This window comes from Desulforhopalus sp. IMCC35007 (assembly GCF_005116575.1).
In the GTDB taxonomy this organism is placed as follows: domain Bacteria; phylum Desulfobacterota; class Desulfobulbia; order Desulfobulbales; family Desulfocapsaceae; genus Desulforhopalus_A.
Genome location: NZ_SWCN01000008.1, coordinates 157,652 through 176,422, shown reverse-complemented (window position 1 = coordinate 176,422; position 18,771 = coordinate 157,652). Strand labels below are relative to the sequence as shown.

Genomic DNA, 18,771 nt, shown 5'->3' with positions numbered 1-18,771 from the left:
TTTCTATTTTGTACGTACGGTTTTTTCGATGGAGGTATAAATGTTTTTAAAATTGAGTTCAAATGCGGCAGGGCTAATCTTGCCCATTTCGATATATTTCACAACAATTTCTTTGGTAATTTTTAGGATCGTCTCATCATTGACAGAGTTTGACACCGGGTCCTTGTGCCCTGGTTTTGGAGTTACATTCATTGGAGTTCCCCAATTGTATTAATGAATTCACCTCCGTTGCGTGAAGAAGGCCAGTTCGTCGTTGTGGCAACGGAGGTGATAAGTCGAAGAATAACCGGTTAAGCCATCCTTTCAGCGCTATCATTATTACGGCAAAAACGAGTTTTTTTCCAGTACTGATCCAAGATTTATCTCAGATTATGACTCGTTCTGCAGAAACCTGCAGTCATGTTATCTGTGCCAGTGTTGCAGTTGGCTCCTGGCGAGCGTGTTCAGCTGGATAAGACTGTTGTGATTGTTGAGCAGTTTTTCGCAGAGTTCACATTTGCGGTAGGTGACAATTTCTCTGGCAGGTATTCCGATATATGATGCAATGGATGATAAGCCAAGTGTGCGAATGCAGTGGAACAGTGGGTTCGTGTCATTTTTTGTAAATAAGGTTTTAGCTGAATCTTTTTTTAAATTGCCTAAATAAAAAGCATTGGTCGTGGTGAAGTGACTACCCGCATCGCAGCAGGCGTAGAGATTATAATCGGGAGCGAGGTAACAGTTCATGGCACAACGGTTGTCTTGATAGTCTGTAAGAATAGGCTTTTTAAGATATTTTCTGGCCCGGCCGGAGTAAATAAGGGGTTCGGGGAAAAATTTCAGCCTATTTTTCCGTAGATAATCTTCAAAGGGATCATCTTTCGCACTGAAATCGCTGACAAAAGAAACAAAATAATCAAGGTCTTTTTGTTGGCAGCTAAGGGCTGCCCGTACCACATTTTCTTTTGGTACGTGCTCCTGGTGCCAGCGGCTGAAACTGAGCCGCAACTGCGAGAGTCCTGCCTGTTGAAGATCCGCAAGGTATCTGTCTGTTTGTTCCTGATTTTTTGCCCAGAACGAGTTGGTCACCATACGGGAATAGATTTTCAGCGAATGACAGATTTTGATGAGTTCTAATATGTCCTCAAAATAAACAAAGGGTTCTCCTGCTGTAAAACTGATACCGGTTACCCCGGCGGCTGCGAGTTCAATAATGCTGGATTTTGCCTCGTCGAGGTCCATTTTGCAGAGATCAAACTCTTCTCCTGCAGCAACACAGTGGTCACATTTAATATTGCAGCGTGTTGAATAACCAAAGGCAATGTTTCTCATAGTCTCGATATCTTCAGGTGTTTTTGTTTGGGTGGCGATTGCTAGAGGTATTTAGCTGGTTGTGAGGCTACTGCAACCATTCACAGAAAACAGATTTTGAGCTGGGGAATTCGGTTGTATTTTTAGACTGCAGTATAAAACATAAAATAGTGCAGAAGTCTCATCGTAAAATCTCCTCATTAAACTGTTAGAGGTTTTTCAGTAATTTCAGGTGTACGAGCTGCTGAAAACCAGGAGATACTTTTACAGCCCAAGTGGATAATATAATTTTACACTTTTGCAAATTATAGCCAGTCGGTGTAACTGCTGGTTCGAAAATGTAATAAATATCAACTTTCCATCATGAGTATGCTTTGTAAAATTTCGATTTAATTATGAAAGTTAATGTGGAACAAAGTTTGCTTCAAAACCATAAAATATTTCGCCAAATTTATCTGAGAATGGTTATTATCTACTGGGCGTATGAAAATATATTTAAAGAGAGTGATATGGATATAGATACTATGATATTAATGGGCCTTACATTAACCGCATTTTGCTGGTGGGTTGGCCTGAGAGTACACGAAGACAGGAAGTTTGCCAAAGAACTTGTTGAGCAGGAAAAAGACAAGATCAAAAGAAAAGAACGGGTAAAACGCCTCACCAACAGACAATAACATTTTGGGTGGCACGGTGCTGCAGAATGGTTTTCTAAAAAGAGTACTCAAATGGGAGAGTGGCTGGGGGACAAGGATTCGAACCTTGATAGATGGAGTCAGAGTCCACAGTCTTGCCATTAGACCATCCCCCAGCACTGAAGAACTGCTTTATAATGAAAAATATTCGCCGTGTCAACAGAATTTCATCGAATAATAACACCTGCATAACCAACGACTTGTCCTGTGTCCCCGGAAACATCTCCAGAATCCATGTAGGCTGAAATATCTGCCGAATCAGCACCCATCTTCAGACATATCAAAAGGGTGATAACAACAGGTATGACACCGCACATGGAGATTTTGTTTTTCTTCACAGTTGCATACAAAGCCTGTGGGTCCATGGCCTCTATAGCCTGGAGGGCTAGTTTATCTTTAGCATTTGAGACAGAGCGAGCCTCGTAGTGGTTCATATCTGTGGAGGCTACAATAAGCGTCTTACCCTTGTATTGCATTACACTCTGGTACAAAGACTCTGCAATCTCTTCACAGCTGTCGTAACTCTGGTTGCTCAATGTCAGCGCGATAAGCGAAAGGTGAGGCTGCAACTTCTGCAGGATAGGGAGTTGCACCTCAAGGCTATGCTCAAATCTATGAGCGATCTCGTCAGCTGTAATTATTTCACTGTTTTGCAAAATGAGATTTGCCAGTTCGGTATTAGCAGGTACGACACCCAATGGGGTCAGCCAGGGCTGTGTCGAGAGAGCGGCAGAAGAACCTTTGCCCGTATGGTTTGGTCCCAATAGCATTACTGTTTCCGGAATATTAACGGCACCGAGGGTTTGAGTCGCTACTTTTCCTGAATAAATATAGCCTGCATGGGGAGCAATGACTGCAGCGGCGGGAAGGGGAGAGCGGTGTTGCGTATCTCCAAGATAACCACCTATGATCTTACGAAGTTCATCCGCATCATCTGGGTAAAAGCGACCCGCTACAACTGGCTCTCTCATAGTTTTCCCTCCCATTGAATCTTAGTTGGCTTTTACTATCCAGGCTGTTCCATCTGCACCATCTTTTAGCTCTATATTTTTGGCGAGCAATTCATCCCTGATTTCGTCGCTTCTGGACCAGTTTTTATCTATTCGGCATTGGTTTCTTTCAAGGATCAGCGCCTCAATGGTTTCTGCACTTATATCAAGACCTGAAAGCATTGCTTCTTGTTTATTATGTAGAAAGGTTGCGGCGTCTTCGCGTAAAAGTCCCATGATCGCTGCAAGTTTTTTCAATGTGGCGATGGAAACCTTCAGGGTTTTTATGTCCTTTGAAAGCGGGGTGGGTGAAAGTTTGGTCCGCACCTTGTTGATGGTCTTAATTGTGTCGAAAAAGATACCCTGAGCCTGGGCGGTGTTAAAATCATTGTCCATGGCCTGCTGAAAACGTTCTTCAAGAGATTCGATCTTTTTGAGATCTTTGTCTGTGAAAACAGTCGGGCTGCTTTCATCCGTTTGTAAACTGTCCAGCTGATCCACTGCAGCGACGCATTCATAGAGTCGGACAAGCCCTGTCGTTGCATCCTGCATTGCAGCTTCAGAAAAATCAAGCGGGTTGCGATAATGTGTTGAAAAGATGAAAAAACGTAGTATTTCAGGGTGGTAATTGTTTAAAATATCCCTGATGGTCAGGAAATTGCCGAGTGATTTCGACATCTTCTCATCTTTTATGGTGACAAAACCATGGTGTATCCAGCTCTTTGCGAATGGCTTACAATTGGCGCCTTCACTTTGGGCGATTTCATTTTCGTGGTGAGGAAAAATAAGATCCTGGCCACCACCATGAATATCAAATGACTCTCCGAGATACTTTTTGCTCATCGCTGAACACTCGATATGCCAGCCCGGTCGTCCCTCACCCCAGGGGCTCTGCCATTTTGGTTCTCCTGGCTTGGAGGCTTTCCACAGGACAAAATCCATGGGGTGTTGTTTCTGCTCGTTAACAGATATTCTAGCCCCGGCCTTCATGTCTTCGATGTTGCGCTTTGACAGCTTCCCGTATTCAGGGAAACTGTCAACGATATAATAGACGTCTCCGCCAGCTTCGTAGGCCTTTCCCTTGGAGATGAGTTCCTCAATCATGGAGACCATTTCCGCTATATGTTCGGTCGCCTTCGGTTCGATGTCTGGTCGATCAATCCCAAGTTTATCCATATCGGTATAAAACTCTTGAATGAAACGATTGGCGAGTTCTTCCGAGGTCGTGTTCTGTTCATTTGCCCGGGTAATGATCTTATCGTCAATATCAGTGAAATTGCGAACAAAAGTAACCTTGTAATCCCGGTATTTTAAATACTTCACGATCATGTCAAAGGCAAGCGAGGAGCGGGCGTGACCTATATGACAGTAGTCATAGGAGGTTATTCCACAGACATAGAGTTTGACGTGACCAGGCTCAATCGTCTGCAGGGGTTCTTTTTTGCCGGTAAGTGTATTGTGAGTTCGTATAGTCATTGTGATAAGAACTGCTTATGGACAGTTCGAAATTCTTGTATTAAGTACATCGCTGATGCTAGTGCAAACAGACGGGCTGATTAATTTAATGCTCATTTACCATAATCTTATTGTAAGGAAAAGACAACAATGAGCCATACGGCCAAACGGGGAGGGAACCTGAGAGATAATATCCGCTCGTGGATACAGCCAAAGGCTATAGCTATGCTTTTTTTAGGGTTTTCTGCCGGCCTTCCGATTTTGCTGATATTCTCGACACTTTCCGTCTGGTTGAGAGAGGCTGGTGTGGAAAGGTCCGCAGTCACGTTTTTCAGCTGGGCCGCTTTAGGTTATTCTTTTAAATTTCTCTGGGCCCCTCTGGTAGATATCCTGCCTCTGCCTTTTCTGACTCGGTTTCTTGGTCGCAGGCGGGCATGGATGCTTCTGGCCCAGTGCGGAGTAATTGGTTCTATTGTGTCTATGTCCATGGTAGATCCGGCGGCACACATTTCTCTTACGGTCATGGCAATGGCAGCCGTTTGTCTTGGTTTTTCCTCTGCAACGCAGGATATCGTGATCGATGCCTACAGAATTGAATGCGCCGAAACAAATCTTCAAGCCCTGCTCGCGGCCATGTATATCTCCGGATATCGCATAGGGATGGTTGTGGCGGGTGCAGGTTCTCTTTTTATTGCAACCTATTTTGGAACGTCGAGAGAACTCTACAGTTATAGTGCCTGGCAGTCCACATATCTATCAATGTCGGCCATCATGGGTATCGGTGTTATTACAACGTTGATTATCCGTGAACCTGAAGCAAATCTTGAAAAGGTTCGGGATAGTTATCCGGCCGGGGACTACCTGCGTATCCTGCTCATGTTTCTTGTTGCTCTTGGGTGTTTTGTGGTCTCGTTTATTGTTAGCGGGGAAAAGATTGTAGCAGTAACAGCAGGTCTTGGCTCAGAATCATTTTTCAGTGGTCCAGTAGGTGCGTTTATAGTTGAAATAATGCGGTTTGTTCTCTCTTTTGTGGTCGGTGCTGCAGGAGGGTACATTACGGTGAAGTTAGGCCTAGTAAACAAAAAAATGGCCCATATGACCTATGTTGCCCCTGCAGTTGATTTTTTTCAACGATACGGTGGAAGAACTGCCATTATCTTCCTGTGCTTGATCGGTTGCTATCGTTTTTCTGATATCGTTTTGGGGGTTGTTTCAAATGTGTTCTATGTGGATATGGGATTTTCAAAAAACGTAATTGGGGGAATAACCAAGACTTTTGGGTTGGGGATGACTCTGGTTGGTGGGTTTGTCGGAGGACTGCTCACTATGCGCTATAGTGTCTATTCCATTCTTTTTTTGGGAGGGCTGCTCGCCGCAGGAACGAATCTTCTCTTTATGCTTCTTGCTAAAACCGGAGCGGATGTCACCCTTCTTACCGTTGTTATAGGAGCAGATAATCTGTCTGCAGGTATCGCCACCACGGCATTTATTGCTTTTTTATCCAGCCTTACAAACATATCCTTTACGGCCGTTCAGTATGCGGTGTTCAGTTCGCTCATGACACTTTTTCCCAAGGTCCTTGGCGGCTATTCCGGGACGATGGTCTCAAATGTAGGCTATGAAAAATTCTTCCTTTTTACAGCTCTTATGGGGATTCCTGCCCTTATATTTATATGGATTGTGCGAAGGGAGATAGAACTCAAGACACATTCGTGATTCAGGGACAACATCAGCCTTATGCTGGCAGTTCGGTTAAACAAAAGTGCCTGAAACAACGGACAATCTGAGGGAAAATTCTAACCGGAACTCTTAGATCTTTGCAGGTAAATCTGGTTAGATGTTTGTCGAGTAAGGCTGTAAAAATCTTCCCATGGCTTCAAGGATCCAGCCTGACTGAAAGGAGATGCCCACTTGGTAGCCTGGACCATCGATTTGCTTGTTACACCAATGGACGACACCTGCGCCTGTCTTAATTGCGGCCGGAAAGCTAGCGCTAAAAGAAAATTGAATGACAGAGTCGTCGATGAGAGGGACAGTGGTCAGTAGTCGCATGCCGATATGACTGAAATCGAGGGTTTCGGCGCTTGCGGCGAGGTTTTGGATAACTTCTCCTGATTTGATCAGCTTGAGTAACTGTATCTTGTTTGAAAGCTTTATTCGGTTAGACTGACGTCTATTGCCGGTATTTTTATTCGCAAGATGGTTGGCTTGCTGTTCGTTTGGGGCGTGGAGGGAATATTGCAGGCAATGGTGGTAATCCTCGGACATACAAAATGCTTCTATATGGTCGTCAAGGGGGATGAATAATCCATCCCTGCAGACTCGACATTTTTTGGAGTTCGTGGACCAGAACGGGCAGATCGTTCTGCTGGTATTTTGTTGAGAACCCATAGTGTTTTATGACATATATTAAAAGTATAACTCCAAATAGCCCCTAATTCTTATGCAAGATAGATACCTGAATTTAATCTAATATGAATGGTCTTTAGGGGAGATGTTGTACCTTTTCATTTTGTCATAGAATGCAGTTTTACCAATTTCGAGTTGCTCAACCGTTTCAGCGACTTTCCCCCTGTTCTTTTTCAGGGAGAATTCGATAACATCTTTCTCAATTTCTGCGATGATGGTTTTGAGTGATTTGCCATCAATTTGATCGAGATAGTTCTTTTTTGAGTTGTCTTCGTGGCCGCCTGGTTGCATATCAAAGAACAATTCATTCTCGGTGATAGCGTTGTTTTTTGCCATAAGAACGGCACGTTGAATGACATTTTGCAACTCCCTGACGTTGCCTGGCCAGTTGTGCATAAGCAATTTGTCCAGGATTGACTGAGGGAGGAAACTGATATCCTTTTTAAAGGCCTGTCGATACTTTCTGATGAAGTGAGTCGTCAGGTCGATGATGTCTTCCTTGCGTTCTCTCAAAGGCGGAATGGATATGTTGATAATGTTGAGACGATAGAAAAGATCAAGTCGGAAACTTCCTTCCTGAACCATGACGGTGAGGTCTCTGTTGGTTGCGGCGATAACTCTCACGTCAATTTTTATTGGAATATTTCCGCCAACCCGTATTATTTCTCCGTCCTGCAGAACTCGGAGTAGTGCCGCCTGCATTCTTGGACTGATGTCACCTATTTCATCGAGAAAAATTGTACCACCATCAACCACCTCAAATTTACCTTTTCGTTTGCTGTCAGCGCCGGTAAATGCTCCTCGTTCGTGGCCAAAAAGGTCACTTTCCAGTAAGGAGTCTGAGATCGTATTACAGTTGATTTTCAGAAAAGGTTTATCGTTGCGATTACTGCTTTCCCTGAGAAGATTTGCGACAAGTTCTTTTCCTGTGCCCGATTCACCTGTGATGAGAATAGTGGCATCGGATTTGGCAACCTGAAAGACCATGTCCCGCAGTTCCGTGAGAGCCCGACTTGATCCCACCATGTTACCTTCGGAGGGTTGTTCCTGAAGGTGCTCTTTGAGGCTGTTGAGTTCGTTGGTAAGCGATTTTCTCATTCTTTCACTCTCTTTTAGTTCACTGATCTTATGAGCTAAGATTGTTTCTATAGAGTTATGAAAAAGAGAGAGTTCCTCAAGTTGATTTTTGTTGTCGGTAAGATCCCGTATGAAAAACCATTGGAGTTTGTCGCCTTTATAACCTTCAAAAGGTGCAAGGGTATATTCGATATGGGTGTTTTCATAGGAGGTTGCAATTGTCTCGCCAAAGGACTTATTGGCATGTGCAGTATCTACAATATTAAGAATGATTCCAAGCAGCTTTTTTTCATTTGGTTTCATTTTTGTATTGCTGGAACACAGATTGCCAAAAAAACTGATTGCACTCGGATTCATATACTCTACTGATTGCGCATTTTTCACCAGCAGGACCATCTCTGGAATGGCGTTGAGTAGATTCTTTTGATTTGAAATGAGTCGTAAACAATTGGGGTCAGTAACTTTCATATTGGCAATTTGGGCGAATAAAAGAGAGTTAGTGCAACTTATGTCATTGAAATTGACCAATATACAACAGCTTTAAGGAAAACGACATCATAAATCCAGAAAAACGAACTTTTTCATTTTTGTGAATTGTCCGGGTACCTGTCAAACTGAAGAATTATTAGGTGTTTTGTGTTTCTATTGGTCGCCAGAGTTTTTTGAGGATGAGACTATCAGCTGTACGGGGAATGTTTTTAGTCAGAAGGCCAGTCGATTGGTTTTTTCCCGGCCTTGGCACGGATCCAATTCATTGTTGCGCGCACTTTTTTCTGACGGGTTAAAACGGTGATGAGTTTTCTTTTACCTGGAAAATTCATTAATAACAGAGCAATGAAAATAGTAATCAAACCCTGGCCGGGGAGGAAAAGCATGGCAATTCCGGCGGCAAAGAGCAGCATGCCGAAAATATTTCTCACGAGGGTCAGGAACAGGACTTTTATACTGTATCCTTTGAGTTTTGGTCTTTCTTCAGACAATTTCAGAAAATAATCAGAAGGAATTCTTCTGATCAGATACGGCAATAAAAGTAAAGAAAGGATAAAGGTCAGGAGTGAGAGAAGGGCCAGCAGGCCAATTATACTTTGCACTGGAGTTGTAACCTCACGTCATGCATAATGTGAGCACAGTTATTACAGCTATCATACCGTTGTATGGGATCATTGTAATGGCAATATTGTAATATGAACGCCCTTGTCCTCTTGATATTGGGCGAGTTTTCGGTTGGCAGGATGGCTGATATCAACGCGGCCTTTTTCAAGGGAGAGTTGAGTGACAAAATGTTGTTTGATAATCTCCAGTCGTTTATCCGCCAAATCGAAGAGCATTTCATCATAAATGACAACAGGCTCGGGAAGAAGTGGTCTGAAGGCCGAGAGAACCTTAGACGGTATATCGGTTTCTGTGATGAGGCCTTGAGTGTTTCCTGCAACCTGTTTCTCATTGAGGCTTTCTTCGAACTCTTTTTTCTTTTCCAGCCACTTCTGATAAAGTTTTTCGTTTTCTTTTTCCACTCGTTGTTTTTCATTTTTCTGCAGCTCAGTGCGAAGACTCTGCTTGTCTTCGTCGAGGTATAAGCCCCCTGACAACAGGAACTTAATATGGGGGTGAGCAAGGAGCAGCGCCCCGTATCGGGTAAGATTTGTTCTTCCCTGATCGGTGAGCATGAATTGACCCGGTTTAAAGCTTATGAAATCATTGTCAATTAAGTCTGAAAAGTCACCGTTAGCAAGTAACAGGGGAGAGAGGTTGCCTTTAACGATCTGGGTTTTGAAGGTGCGAACAAGACCATCAAACAGGGTGGCATCTGAAGGGGTGACAGAAGCAGAGGACTCTATGTCAATTTTCACTGTACCGTCTTTGTCCCGCATAAGGGCGAGTGGCAGGGCAGAATCCGAGTCATTTTGTGCAGGCGACAGGTTGGACAACCACGATTGGCAGCTGTATTGTAGTGCACCGTTTTGCCATTCAGAATTCAAGGTGAGGTCAAGGCTTCCAGCTTTTGCATTTATGTCCGGGATTGAAGTTAACTGGCTGGTGAAATTCGACAGTGGATACTTAGTAAGGGTGAATTGATATTTGTCAGTGGTCGTTTCCTTAAGCGGGTTGAAGCTGCCCTGCCAGGTGAAACCGCTTCCGTCCATTGTCCCCGTAAAAGAAAACGGGCTGTTTGCTGCAGATGTCGCGGAATGAATTTCACTGACAGTGCCGTTTAAATTTTCAATCTTACTGTTCCAGGGTGGAGTGAGTCTGGCATCGCTGATAGTAAATTGCCCATCTGATAAAGATATTTCCTGAATGTCTGTTGCGGAAATAATAATTTTCTTTTGATCTGAAGACTTGTCTGCGGTTTTGTTGAGGTAAGATCGTAAAACCTTAAAGATTGCTGAAGGAATATTTGTATCGGCTTGTTGTACTGTCAGGCTAAATTGCGGTTTAATAAAGGTGACGGCACCGATCCCCAGGTGATACGGCTGTGCACTGAAATTGATACTCTGGCAGTTGAGTTCACTCCACGAGAAACCATCCTGTCCATTTTGATCAATTGTTCCGTCATGCAGATTGACGTCGCCCACAAAGGTAGTTTTGGGAAAGGTAAAGACACCTTTACCGCTTACTGTGCTCAGAGTTTTGCTGAGAAAGGTGTTCTCTGATATCAGTGGTGCCAAATCAATGGACCGTATATTCTGGAACTGTGCATTTAGGCGGAGCTGAAAGGGGCTAATGGTAGCAGAGCCTGTTGCTTCAACTTGCTGGCCGCTTTTTGCAAGGCTTGACAGCTTGATCGATTTCCCGTGAGATGTTTCATCTTTATCTGAAATGACGATTTCAGCATTTTCGAGGTGAAAGTTTTTCTTTGTCGTCTTGGAGGTAATGGTGATGTCACCCTGATACTGTAAAGAATTAAAACTGTGTTTACCTGAGGTAAAGTCGGTTATAAAAGCTGGCACGCTGTTTCTGGTGTAGAGCGTTTTTGCATTTTCAAAACTGATATTGCCAAGATTGAAACTCTCCGGCCTTTTTTTCATGCCTGTGAAGCTGATCGCCTCGGCCGTAAAAAAAGGCTGATCTTTATGAGAAAATTTGAAGCCTCTTAAGGTTACATCCGTGTTGTTAAACGAGAAAAGAGGGGTGGTATTGGCACTATCAGTTGCGATGACAAGCTCACCTTTAAGCTCACCTTTGCCTTCAGTTTTTATTTGATTGGAGTCGGGAACCAGTAAAGCAAACACATCAGCTGAGAAAATATTCTGAATTTCGAGCTCTCCTGCGAGTGTGGTTGGCGAGCTGAAAACTGCCGAGTAAGAAAAGATATCTGTTTTGTCCGCTTTTTGGCCATTTATCACCATGGTGGAATCAGTGGTGACGGAAGTTTTGGCGCTCTGTGATACATAGTTGCTGAGCTGAAACGAAAGTCCTGTCCATTTTTGATCGGTGGATGTATTCCCTGCCTTGCCACGTTGAACCAGGCTGCCGTTTTCAAATTGTACATTGTTTAATGCCACGAGGAGTGGTTCGGCCGCTGGGATCGGCTGGCTTTCTTCCTTATTCTTTTGAGGCAGAATTCTCAAAAGATCTTTTGTGAATTCCTGACTCTGGGAAATAAATTCTGGAGAGTTGAGCTGGAGGTCCTTGATGGTGAGAACTTTAGTAACAGGTACAAATGACCCTGCAAGTTTTATTTGAGGTGAAGCGACTTGAAAGGTTTTTTCTTTTGTTTCAAGCTGTGCTTCTGCAACATGAAGATCAAAAAATATGGAGAGTTTATCCTCCTGGGTCTTCTGGTCTTTGAACTCAATATTAATGGTGCCGTCAGTTATTCCTTTGTTGATGGAGAAAGGAAGATTAAAGGGTAAATAACTGACATAATCCTGCAGGGAAATGTCTTTTAAGGCCCAGCTCATCTGGGAGGGGTGCAGGTTGCTCGAAGTCTTGTCGATTGCGGCCTGTCCGGTGAAGGTAACCGGGCTTCCATTGATGTTTGCCGAAAAATGAGGACTCATATAATTGTCGACCTGAAATGGGATGTTGGACAAGGTGGGAATTTGCAGTTCCAGGTCTTTTATGTTGTGGGTTTTGTTTGTTGGCTGGTCCTCGAAAATCACCGATCCCTTGGTGAGGGAGATGTTGTTGAGGGAAAAGAAAAACGGCAATTCAGAAAAACTCATCATTCCCAGGCCATTGTCCTTGCTGGCAAAATCAGGGAGCAGGCTGTGGATGTTATATGTTCCGTCAGTGGAACGGTTGATAAAAAGGGATGGTGCTGTAAGCTTCAGGTGATGGCAAACAAAATCCATGCGCAGGAGCTGGATCGGGGCAAGATCGAGTTCAAGGCTGTCAAATGCAAATACTGGATGATCCTTGTCATCGGTTACGGCGCTGTTTTGTACCGTTAAAGTAAAGGCGAACGGGTTGAATTTAACTTTCCCTGGAGTAAGGGTGAAGTTGTATTTATCTTTTATTTGTTGTGGTATCGCTGTGGAAAGATAATAGGGAACAGCAAAAAAGCCAATGATGCTGTAGAGTAAAACGATGCCCGCGGGAATTATAGCCCATAGAAACCGCAGGTTTTTAGGTCGTTTCCCGGATTGTTTTCCAGATCGTTTTTTAGGTCGATTTTCTCTGGGAGGTTGTGACTTTTTCTTTTTTTGAGGGATGCTCGGTTTTTTGGGGCTGGGTTTGGGCTTTGACGGGGAACCGTCCGGTTCTATAGAAATGTTTCCAAATAAATCTGACATGATTTGTATAAATTGTGTGTCGTATGTTTTAAATGTTGCCGCTACTGCGTCTTAAGATATGTTTGATGGCTATTCTTATCGCATGCAGGCCGATCTGTAAATTGAAGAAGTAAAAAATGATGAAAGAGGTTTGATTTCTCTTGTCCGGTTCCCGAAAAAGGTGCAGATGAATAGAAATATGAAAAATCACTATAAATTTACTGTAATTGTCGTCAATTTTCTATATACTTGTTCGAGCCAACATATTTTATTAATTGAAAAATAATTCATCGGGCAAAGAGGCGTTATTCTTTACAGGGATCAAGCCTTGATGTAAGGACAAAGGTATGACGGTCCGTAGATTTTGTATAAAAATTATCCTCCAGATGAAATAGCAGAGCGATTCTGGTATGTTTGTCTGGAGGCTGGAGAATTGGCCCTCCATCCCATTTCACCTTCAATCGTCGGAGATTTTGCTGAAGGCTGTAATTGCCCAGTAATTTTACATGTTAGAAAATTTTTCATATTTCAGATGGCAGGATTTTGTGGATATTCTGGTGGTGGCGTTTATCATCAACCAGTTAATATCAATAATCCGTGGTACGAGGTCTGTGCAGATGGTTGCAGGCCTTGGGGTTCTCACAATTGTGTATTTTCTGGCAGGTGCTCTGGATCTTGCAGCACTGTCCTGGGTTATGCAGACGTTTCTCAGTTCTATCCTGCTCATCGTGATCATTGTTTTCCAACATGATATCAGAAGGGCGCTCACCCGGGTTGGGAAGTCGCCCTTTCATACCTCAACCGATGTCGCTGATAAAGAGTTGGAAGAAATTATCCGAACCCTTTTTTACCTATCAAAACGCCGCATTGGTGCATTGGTAGTGATTGAAAGAGAAACGGGGCTTGGAGATTTTATAGAGTCGGGCTTTTTGCTTGATGCAACGCTTACCAAAGAACTGCTCATCTCTATTTTTATGCCGGTTTCCCCGCTCCATGATGGTGCAGTGCTTATCAGTGAAGGGCGTATAAAGCATGCCGGCTGCATTTTGCCACTCACCCAAAATCCCTATATTAACAAGCGCTATGGAACGAGACACCGCGCTGCTATCGGCCTGACCGAAGAGACTGATGCCATAGTGCTGGTTGTTTCTGAGGAGACGCAGGAGATATCAATTGTTCGCCATGGGGCTCTAACCACTGTGGAAAATGAGATTACTCTGACAAATAATTTAAAAGCGATTTTCATCGATCAGAGCGGGCATCGATCTGCGTGGAAAAATTGGATTACGAAATGATAAAAATGATACAGTCTATAAAAGATATCATTGCATCAATTGTAAAAGAGAAGAAACTGACCCAGTTGATCTCAAAAGACTGGATGCTCAAGTTTATCTCTTTGGTGCTGGCGGTCATTCTCTGGTCCTTTGTGGGCGGTGAGGATCGGGTAGATAAAAATGTTATGTTTCCCATCGAAATCATTAACCTCCCCCGTGATCTGGTTATTTCTAATCAGTTTAAAAAAGAAATAGAAGTAACTGTGAGTGGCCCAAGATCTCTTATCCTGGAGATGGCCAACAAGGCAATCACAAGGCAGGTTGATCTTTCTGCAGCTACTCCCGGCACCATGGTAATAGAAAATGATAACGATCATATCCCTGTGCTGCGCGGAATTACGGTGCAGCGGGTGAAGCCTTCTTCTATTATTTTATCTTTGGATAAACTCGTTCAGAAACAGTATCCCGTCAGCGCACGGACCGTTGGAAGAGTCGCAGATGGCTATTATGTAAAGATGCTGAAAACCGACCCGGATGTAATTACAATAACAGGCCCTCTCACTACCCTGTCCCAGTTTGATGAGCTTTTTACCAAGGCCATTAACCTCAACGGGGTAAAGAAGTCCGCCCAGCTCCAGGTGCCACTGGAACTTGATCCTGCAATTATCGAACTCATTGGTGAGACTTCTGTCACCGCCGATCTGACAATTGCCCTTGAGACGGTAACAAAAACCATCGAAGAGATGAATGTCAGTGTAACTGTTGAAGGGGTTGAGCAGAAGGTGAGCCCCGCTGCGGTGAAAGTTGCAGCCAACATTCCTAAAATGCTGGTTGGCAAATATGGCAGTATGTCAGACCTGTTCTCGGTCACGGCCATAAAGATCGATGACAGTGATCTCTACGAAGTACAGGTTATACCTAAAAAAGAGATTGAATATCCCATTGAAATTCTCTCGATCATTCCAAGTCACGTTATGGTGGTCGCTGACAATCCAATTCCTGTGTATGACACAAAAACGGTGAGTAAGACCAGTGATTCCATAGCACCTGTAGTAGAATCAACCTTAACCGGTGATGGCACAGCAACAGGCTCTGTATCTGGGGCCAACCGTAACATCCGGAAAATCAAGCGAACCAAAGTTAAGAAAAAATTATAAATTCATAGAAAACATCAATGAGAAAGTTATTTGGTACAGACGGGATTCGCGGCGTGGCTAATATTTATCCCATGACCACTGAGATCGCAATGCAGGTGGGTAGGGCCATTGCCTTTATCGTCAAAGACAAGGCGAAAGGGCACCGCATCGTCATAGGAAAGGATACGAGACAATCCTGTTATATGCTGGAAAATGCCCTGGCCGCAGGAATTTGCTCCATGGGGGTTGATGTGCTTCAGGTTGGTCCGCTGCCAACTCCGGGCATTGCCTTTATTACAACCTCCATGCGCGCTGATGCGGGGGTGGTTATTTCAGCTTCCCATAATCCTTTTCAGGATAATGGCATAAAGATTTTTTCCAGCGATGGTTTTAAACTGCCTGACGATATAGAGGCGCAGATAGAGGACCTCATCTTCTCGCAAAAAATGGCGGCGCTCAGGCCAGTAGCCGATGAAGTCGGCAAGGCAAAAAGGATTGATGATGCCAAAGGACGTTATATCGTCTTTTTAAAAAATACCTTTCCAAAGAATTATACTTTAGAAGATTTTCATATTGTCCTTGATTGTGCCCATGGCGCGACGTACAAAGTTGCACCCCATGTCTTTGAGGAGCTTGGGGCAAAGGTGACGACCATTGGTGTCGAACCTGACGGAAAGAACATCAACCATGAGTGTGGAGCGCTTCATCCTGAAAAGATGGCCGCAAAGGTGAAAGAACTGGGGGCGGATATCGGCCTTGCCCTTGATGGAGATGGCGACCGTCTCATTGTCTGTGATGAGAACGGCGAGGTTGTTGATGGCGACCATATTATGGCTATCTGTGCCCAGGAACTGATCGTCCAGAGAAAGCTTAAGAAAAAGACCCTTGTAGCAACAGTCATGTCAAACATGGGCCTTGAAATCGCCATGGAAAAGATGGGTGGCAAGATGGTCCGCGCTGGAGTTGGGGACAGATACGTTGTAGAGAGCATGCGCAAGAATGGTTACAGCTTTGGTGGCGAGCAATCAGGCCATCTTGTTTTCCTCGATCATATCACAACCGGAGATGGGATTCTTGCAGGCCTTCAACTCCTTGCCATCATGAAAAAACGCAAGAAACCACTTTCAACACTTGCCAAGGTTATGACCAGCTTTCCCCAGGTGCTGAAAAATGTCCGTACTTCAAGGAAGATTGATATTGCTACAATTCCAGGGTTTGACGAAGCGTTGAAAAAGCATGAAGATGACTTGGGTAAAAAAGGGAGAATTCTCGTTAGAGCTTCAGGTACGGAGCCAGTTATACGGGTGATGGTAGAAGGTCAGGATGATGATATAATCAATAAAATTGCAGATAATCTCTGCAGGTTAGTAGAAAAAGCCGACGCACAGTAAGACAAATAACCAAATTACGTCACCAAAACAGGCCACTGACATTTTTTGTCAGTGGCCTGTCTTTTTTGGGCACTTTGTTCTCAAAAAATCTCAAATATTCCTGTTCATAATATGAAAGAAATAATAAAGCTGCCCTCAAGACCTAGGAAAGACAACCTTTTTAATAATATTTTATAAAAATTTCAAAATGGCATCACTATTGCTTAAAATAAACCAGAACGAACAAAGACGTTCATAACTGGTTCACATTAATTGAACCTCTAAACAAACACATAGGAGATGTAAAATGAAGATGAATGTTATGAAGAAACTACAGAACAAAGAAGGTTTCACCCTTATCGAGCTCATGATCGTAGTTGCTATTATCGGTATTCTTGCAGCTATCGCTATACCTAATTTCCTGACTTATCAGCTGAAGTCAAAAACTGCTGAAGCAAAAACCAACCTGGGTGCAATAAAAACATCCCAACAATCATATAGAGCAGAGAATGACTTTTATGCTGATTGCGCACAAAACCCCGCTGCCGGAGTTAACGGACAAGGCGCTAAACAAGCATGGGATGTACCCGCAGCTGGTGATGGTTGGGGAGAAATTGGTTATGCTCCAGCGGGTAATGTCTATTATGTATATGAAGTCTTGACAGCTCAAGACAATGCTGCGGCAATTGGTAATATGGCAGTTAATACAACAGGAACCGACTTCGCAGCTGGTGCAGTTGCTGACCTTGATAAAAATGGTACTAACGGTGAGTTTGGTTTTGCGACAGATGATGCCGCTACTGGTGCACCTGTTGTTACTGGGACAGCTCTTATGACTGGGGCAGTAACGGTTGTAACCACTGTTGAAGATACCGCACCTGGTCAATTTTAGAGTTAGCTCATACTAGCTGCTCGCAGTAAATGTATTTAAAAAAGAGTCTGGTCATTTGACCAGACTCTTTTTTTTTGGATAAGGGACTTCGAATTGACATTTGGCTCTTCTGATTGTTTATTATATAGAATAACAGAGGGTTTTACAAAAGTGATGATCTAACAAGTCGATCCTGAAAAAAGCGATTCTTGGATAGCGAACTCGCCCACCATTTTTCAGGCCAGAATGCTTGGACAAAAAGCCAATGAAAAAGTTGGCGTAAAATCCTTCGATGAACTTCATCAACTTCCTGCAGTTCATCACAGCGGCACAGATGATAGCATTAAGGCGGTCACCTTCTATTCCTTTTAATCGATCCTGTCCATTCTATGCTCTTATTGTGGGGCCTATTGAAGGCTGGATAGCGGCCCTTTGTCTCACGCATGTTTCATTGATTTCGGCCACTCATTCCAGACGAAGCCGGTCAGTCATTCGACATCGTCGTACGCACGAAAAAAAATGTCATTGCCTTGGCGATTACGAACATTGACGCACACTAAGATTAACATGCTACATATTACTCAAATAGGCTACTGACATATTTTGTCAGTACCTTGTCCTTTTTTGGTAGAAAAAAGAGGACAATGGTCGTATTTGTTCGTGGTAAAAAAAATAAGGCACAGTATATAAGGCAGTAGAGAAAAAATTACACCATATTGTAATTATTTAAACTTTTCTGGTGCAAATTGGTCTTTATATTGCAACTTGAGAGTGAAATGGACAACCATAGTTCACAACTATCCATTCAATAAAAGAACAGCAAAAAACGATAGGAGATATTGTGAAAATGAATCTAGCAAAAAAAGTAGAAAACAAAGAAGGCTTCACTCTGATTGAGCTCATGATCGTTGTTGCTATTATTGGTATTTTGGCAGCTATCGCTGTACCTAATTTTCTGACTTATCAGCTGAAGTCAAAAACTGCTGAAGCAAAAACCAACTTGGGGGCTATACAAAAATCACAACTATCATATAGAGCAGAGAATGAATTTTATGCTGATTGCGTAGTTAATCCCAATGCAGGAGTTAACGGACAAGGTACTAAGCAGGCATGGGATGTACCACCTGTAGCTGGAGCTGGTTGGGGAGAAATTGGTTATGCTCCTGCGGGTAATGTCTTTTATGTATATGAAGTCCTAACAGCGCAAGACAACGCTGCAGCAATTGGTAATATGGTAGCTAATACAACAGGAACCGACTACGCAGCTAGTGCAGTTGCTGACCTTGATAGAAATCTTACTAATGGTGAATTTGGTTTTGCGACAGATGATACTGCTACTGGTGCACCTATTGTGGCTGCAACATCCCTTATGGCTGGCGCAATAACGCTTGTAACTACTGTTGAAGATGCCGCACCTGGTGAATTTTAAAGTTAGCTTATATTGGCTGGTTGCAGTAAATGTATTTTTAAAAGAGTCTGGCCATTTG

General features: G+C 43.4%; 15 protein-coding genes and 1 tRNA gene. 7 read left to right on the top strand and 9 right to left on the bottom strand.

Going from position 1 to position 18,771, the window contains the following annotated elements:
- Positions 1-3 precede the first annotated feature (3 nt).
- Entirely contained in the window at positions 4-192 is a 189-nt protein-coding gene (locus FCL48_RS10615) for a hypothetical protein (RefSeq protein ID WP_136872254.1), read from the bottom strand.
- 210 nt (positions 193-402) lie between these two features.
- On the bottom strand, positions 403-1,311 hold the full coding sequence (locus tag FCL48_RS10610) for a radical SAM protein (protein WP_136872253.1): 909 nt from the start codon (positions 1,309-1,311) through the stop codon (positions 403-405).
- A gap of 488 nt (positions 1,312-1,799) precedes the next feature.
- On the opposite strand from FCL48_RS10610, the gene FCL48_RS24985 reads away from it, so the two are divergent.
- On the top strand, positions 1,800-1,967 hold the full coding sequence (locus FCL48_RS24985) for a hypothetical protein (protein WP_169309172.1): 168 nt from the start codon (positions 1,800-1,802) through the stop codon (positions 1,965-1,967).
- A gap of 60 nt (positions 1,968-2,027) precedes the next feature.
- On the opposite strand, the gene FCL48_RS10605 is transcribed toward FCL48_RS24985, so the two are convergent.
- The 3 genes from FCL48_RS10605 to cysS form a co-directional block, all read right to left on the bottom strand.
- Positions 2,028-2,101, bottom strand: a tRNA-Gln gene (locus FCL48_RS10605).
- A 51-nt stretch (positions 2,102-2,152) separates the two neighbouring features.
- On the bottom strand, positions 2,153-2,956 hold the full coding sequence (gene amrB, locus FCL48_RS10600; protein WP_136872252.1) for an AmmeMemoRadiSam system protein B: 804 nt from the start codon (positions 2,954-2,956) through the stop codon (positions 2,153-2,155).
- A gap of 21 nt (positions 2,957-2,977) precedes the next feature.
- Positions 2,978-4,450, bottom strand: coding sequence for a cysteine--tRNA ligase (cysS, locus tag FCL48_RS10595; RefSeq protein WP_136872251.1), 1,473 nt, complete (start codon positions 4,448-4,450; stop codon positions 2,978-2,980).
- Between the two features lie 129 nt (positions 4,451-4,579).
- Between cysS and FCL48_RS10590 the strand changes: the two genes are divergently transcribed.
- A complete protein-coding gene (locus tag FCL48_RS10590) occupies positions 4,580-6,145 on the top strand; it encodes an MFS transporter (protein WP_205747690.1) in 1,566 nt (521 codons plus the stop codon).
- Between the two features lie 117 nt (positions 6,146-6,262).
- Here FCL48_RS10590 and FCL48_RS10585 read toward each other — a convergent pair whose 3' ends face one another.
- The 4 genes from FCL48_RS10585 to FCL48_RS10570 form a co-directional block, all read right to left on the bottom strand.
- Positions 6,263-6,820, bottom strand: coding sequence for a hypothetical protein (locus tag FCL48_RS10585; protein WP_136872250.1), 558 nt, complete (start codon positions 6,818-6,820; stop codon positions 6,263-6,265).
- A 78-nt stretch (positions 6,821-6,898) separates the two neighbouring features.
- Positions 6,899-8,218 (bottom strand): sigma-54-dependent Fis family transcriptional regulator, encoded by a 1,320-nt coding sequence (locus tag FCL48_RS10580; protein ID WP_169309171.1) that lies wholly within the window; start codon positions 8,216-8,218, stop codon positions 6,899-6,901.
- Positions 8,219-8,613: 395 nt separating this feature from the next.
- On the bottom strand, positions 8,614-9,006 hold the full coding sequence (locus tag FCL48_RS10575) for a PGPGW domain-containing protein (RefSeq protein WP_136872248.1): 393 nt from the start codon (positions 9,004-9,006) through the stop codon (positions 8,614-8,616).
- A gap of 69 nt (positions 9,007-9,075) precedes the next feature.
- Positions 9,076-12,654, bottom strand: a complete 3,579-nt coding sequence (locus FCL48_RS10570; RefSeq protein WP_136872247.1) for a DUF748 domain-containing protein — start codon at positions 12,652-12,654, stop codon at positions 9,076-9,078.
- Positions 12,655-13,139: 485 nt separating this feature from the next.
- Here FCL48_RS10570 and cdaA point away from each other — a divergent pair, with 485 nt between their 5' ends.
- The 5 genes from cdaA (at position 13,140) to FCL48_RS25760 (ending at position 18,713) form a co-directional block, all read left to right on the top strand.
- On the top strand, positions 13,140-13,928 hold the full coding sequence (gene cdaA / locus FCL48_RS10565) for a diadenylate cyclase CdaA (RefSeq protein ID WP_136872246.1): 789 nt from the start codon (positions 13,140-13,142) through the stop codon (positions 13,926-13,928).
- Entirely contained in the window at positions 13,925-15,064 is a 1,140-nt protein-coding gene (locus FCL48_RS10560; RefSeq protein ID WP_136872245.1) for a YbbR-like domain-containing protein, read from the top strand. Before cdaA ends, FCL48_RS10560 begins: the two co-directional genes overlap by 4 nt.
- Positions 15,065-15,081: 17 nt before the next feature.
- Positions 15,082-16,434, top strand: a complete 1,353-nt coding sequence (glmM, locus tag FCL48_RS10555; RefSeq protein WP_136872244.1) for a phosphoglucosamine mutase — start codon at positions 15,082-15,084, stop codon at positions 16,432-16,434.
- 301 nt (positions 16,435-16,735) lie between these two features.
- Positions 16,736-17,305, top strand: a complete 570-nt coding sequence (locus FCL48_RS25765) for a prepilin-type N-terminal cleavage/methylation domain-containing protein (RefSeq protein WP_169309183.1) — start codon at positions 16,736-16,738, stop codon at positions 17,303-17,305.
- An 826-nt stretch (positions 17,306-18,131) separates the two neighbouring features.
- Positions 18,132-18,713, top strand: a complete 582-nt coding sequence (locus FCL48_RS25760) for a type IV pilin protein (protein WP_136872310.1) — start codon at positions 18,132-18,134, stop codon at positions 18,711-18,713.
- The last annotated feature ends 58 nt before the right edge of the window (positions 18,714-18,771 follow it).

Bases quoted from the DNA above. Each gene is read 5' to 3' on its own strand.
- FCL48_RS10615 (WP_136872254.1), bottom strand. From the start codon at position 192: ATGAATGTAACTCCAAAACCAGGGCACAAGGACCCGGTGTCAAACTCT.
- FCL48_RS25760 (WP_136872310.1), top strand. From the start codon at position 18,132: ATGAATCTAGCAAAAAAAGTAGAAAACAAAGAAGGCTTCACTCTGATT.
- FCL48_RS10610 (WP_136872253.1), bottom strand. From the start codon at position 1,311: ATGAGAAACATTGCCTTTGGTTATTCAACACGCTGCAATATTAAATGT.
- FCL48_RS10590 (WP_205747690.1), top strand. From the start codon at position 4,580: ATGAGCCATACGGCCAAACGGGGAGGGAACCTGAGAGATAATATCCGC.
- FCL48_RS10580 (WP_169309171.1), bottom strand. From the start codon at position 8,218: ATGAAACCAAATGAAAAAAAGCTGCTTGGAATCATTCTTAATATTGTA.
- FCL48_RS24985 (WP_169309172.1), top strand. From the start codon at position 1,800: ATGGATATAGATACTATGATATTAATGGGCCTTACATTAACCGCATTT.
- cdaA (WP_136872246.1), top strand. From the start codon at position 13,140: ATGTTAGAAAATTTTTCATATTTCAGATGGCAGGATTTTGTGGATATT.
- FCL48_RS25765 (WP_169309183.1), top strand. From the start codon at position 16,736: ATGAAGAAACTACAGAACAAAGAAGGTTTCACCCTTATCGAGCTCATG.
- FCL48_RS10585 (WP_136872250.1), bottom strand. From the start codon at position 6,820: ATGGGTTCTCAACAAAATACCAGCAGAACGATCTGCCCGTTCTGGTCC.
- cysS (WP_136872251.1), bottom strand. From the start codon at position 4,450: ATGACTATACGAACTCACAATACACTTACCGGCAAAAAAGAACCCCTG.
- FCL48_RS10560 (WP_136872245.1), top strand. From the start codon at position 13,925: ATGATAAAAATGATACAGTCTATAAAAGATATCATTGCATCAATTGTA.
- glmM (WP_136872244.1), top strand. From the start codon at position 15,082: ATGAGAAAGTTATTTGGTACAGACGGGATTCGCGGCGTGGCTAATATT.
- FCL48_RS10570 (WP_136872247.1), bottom strand. From the start codon at position 12,654: ATGTCAGATTTATTTGGAAACATTTCTATAGAACCGGACGGTTCCCCG.
- amrB (WP_136872252.1), bottom strand. From the start codon at position 2,956: ATGAGAGAGCCAGTTGTAGCGGGTCGCTTTTACCCAGATGATGCGGAT.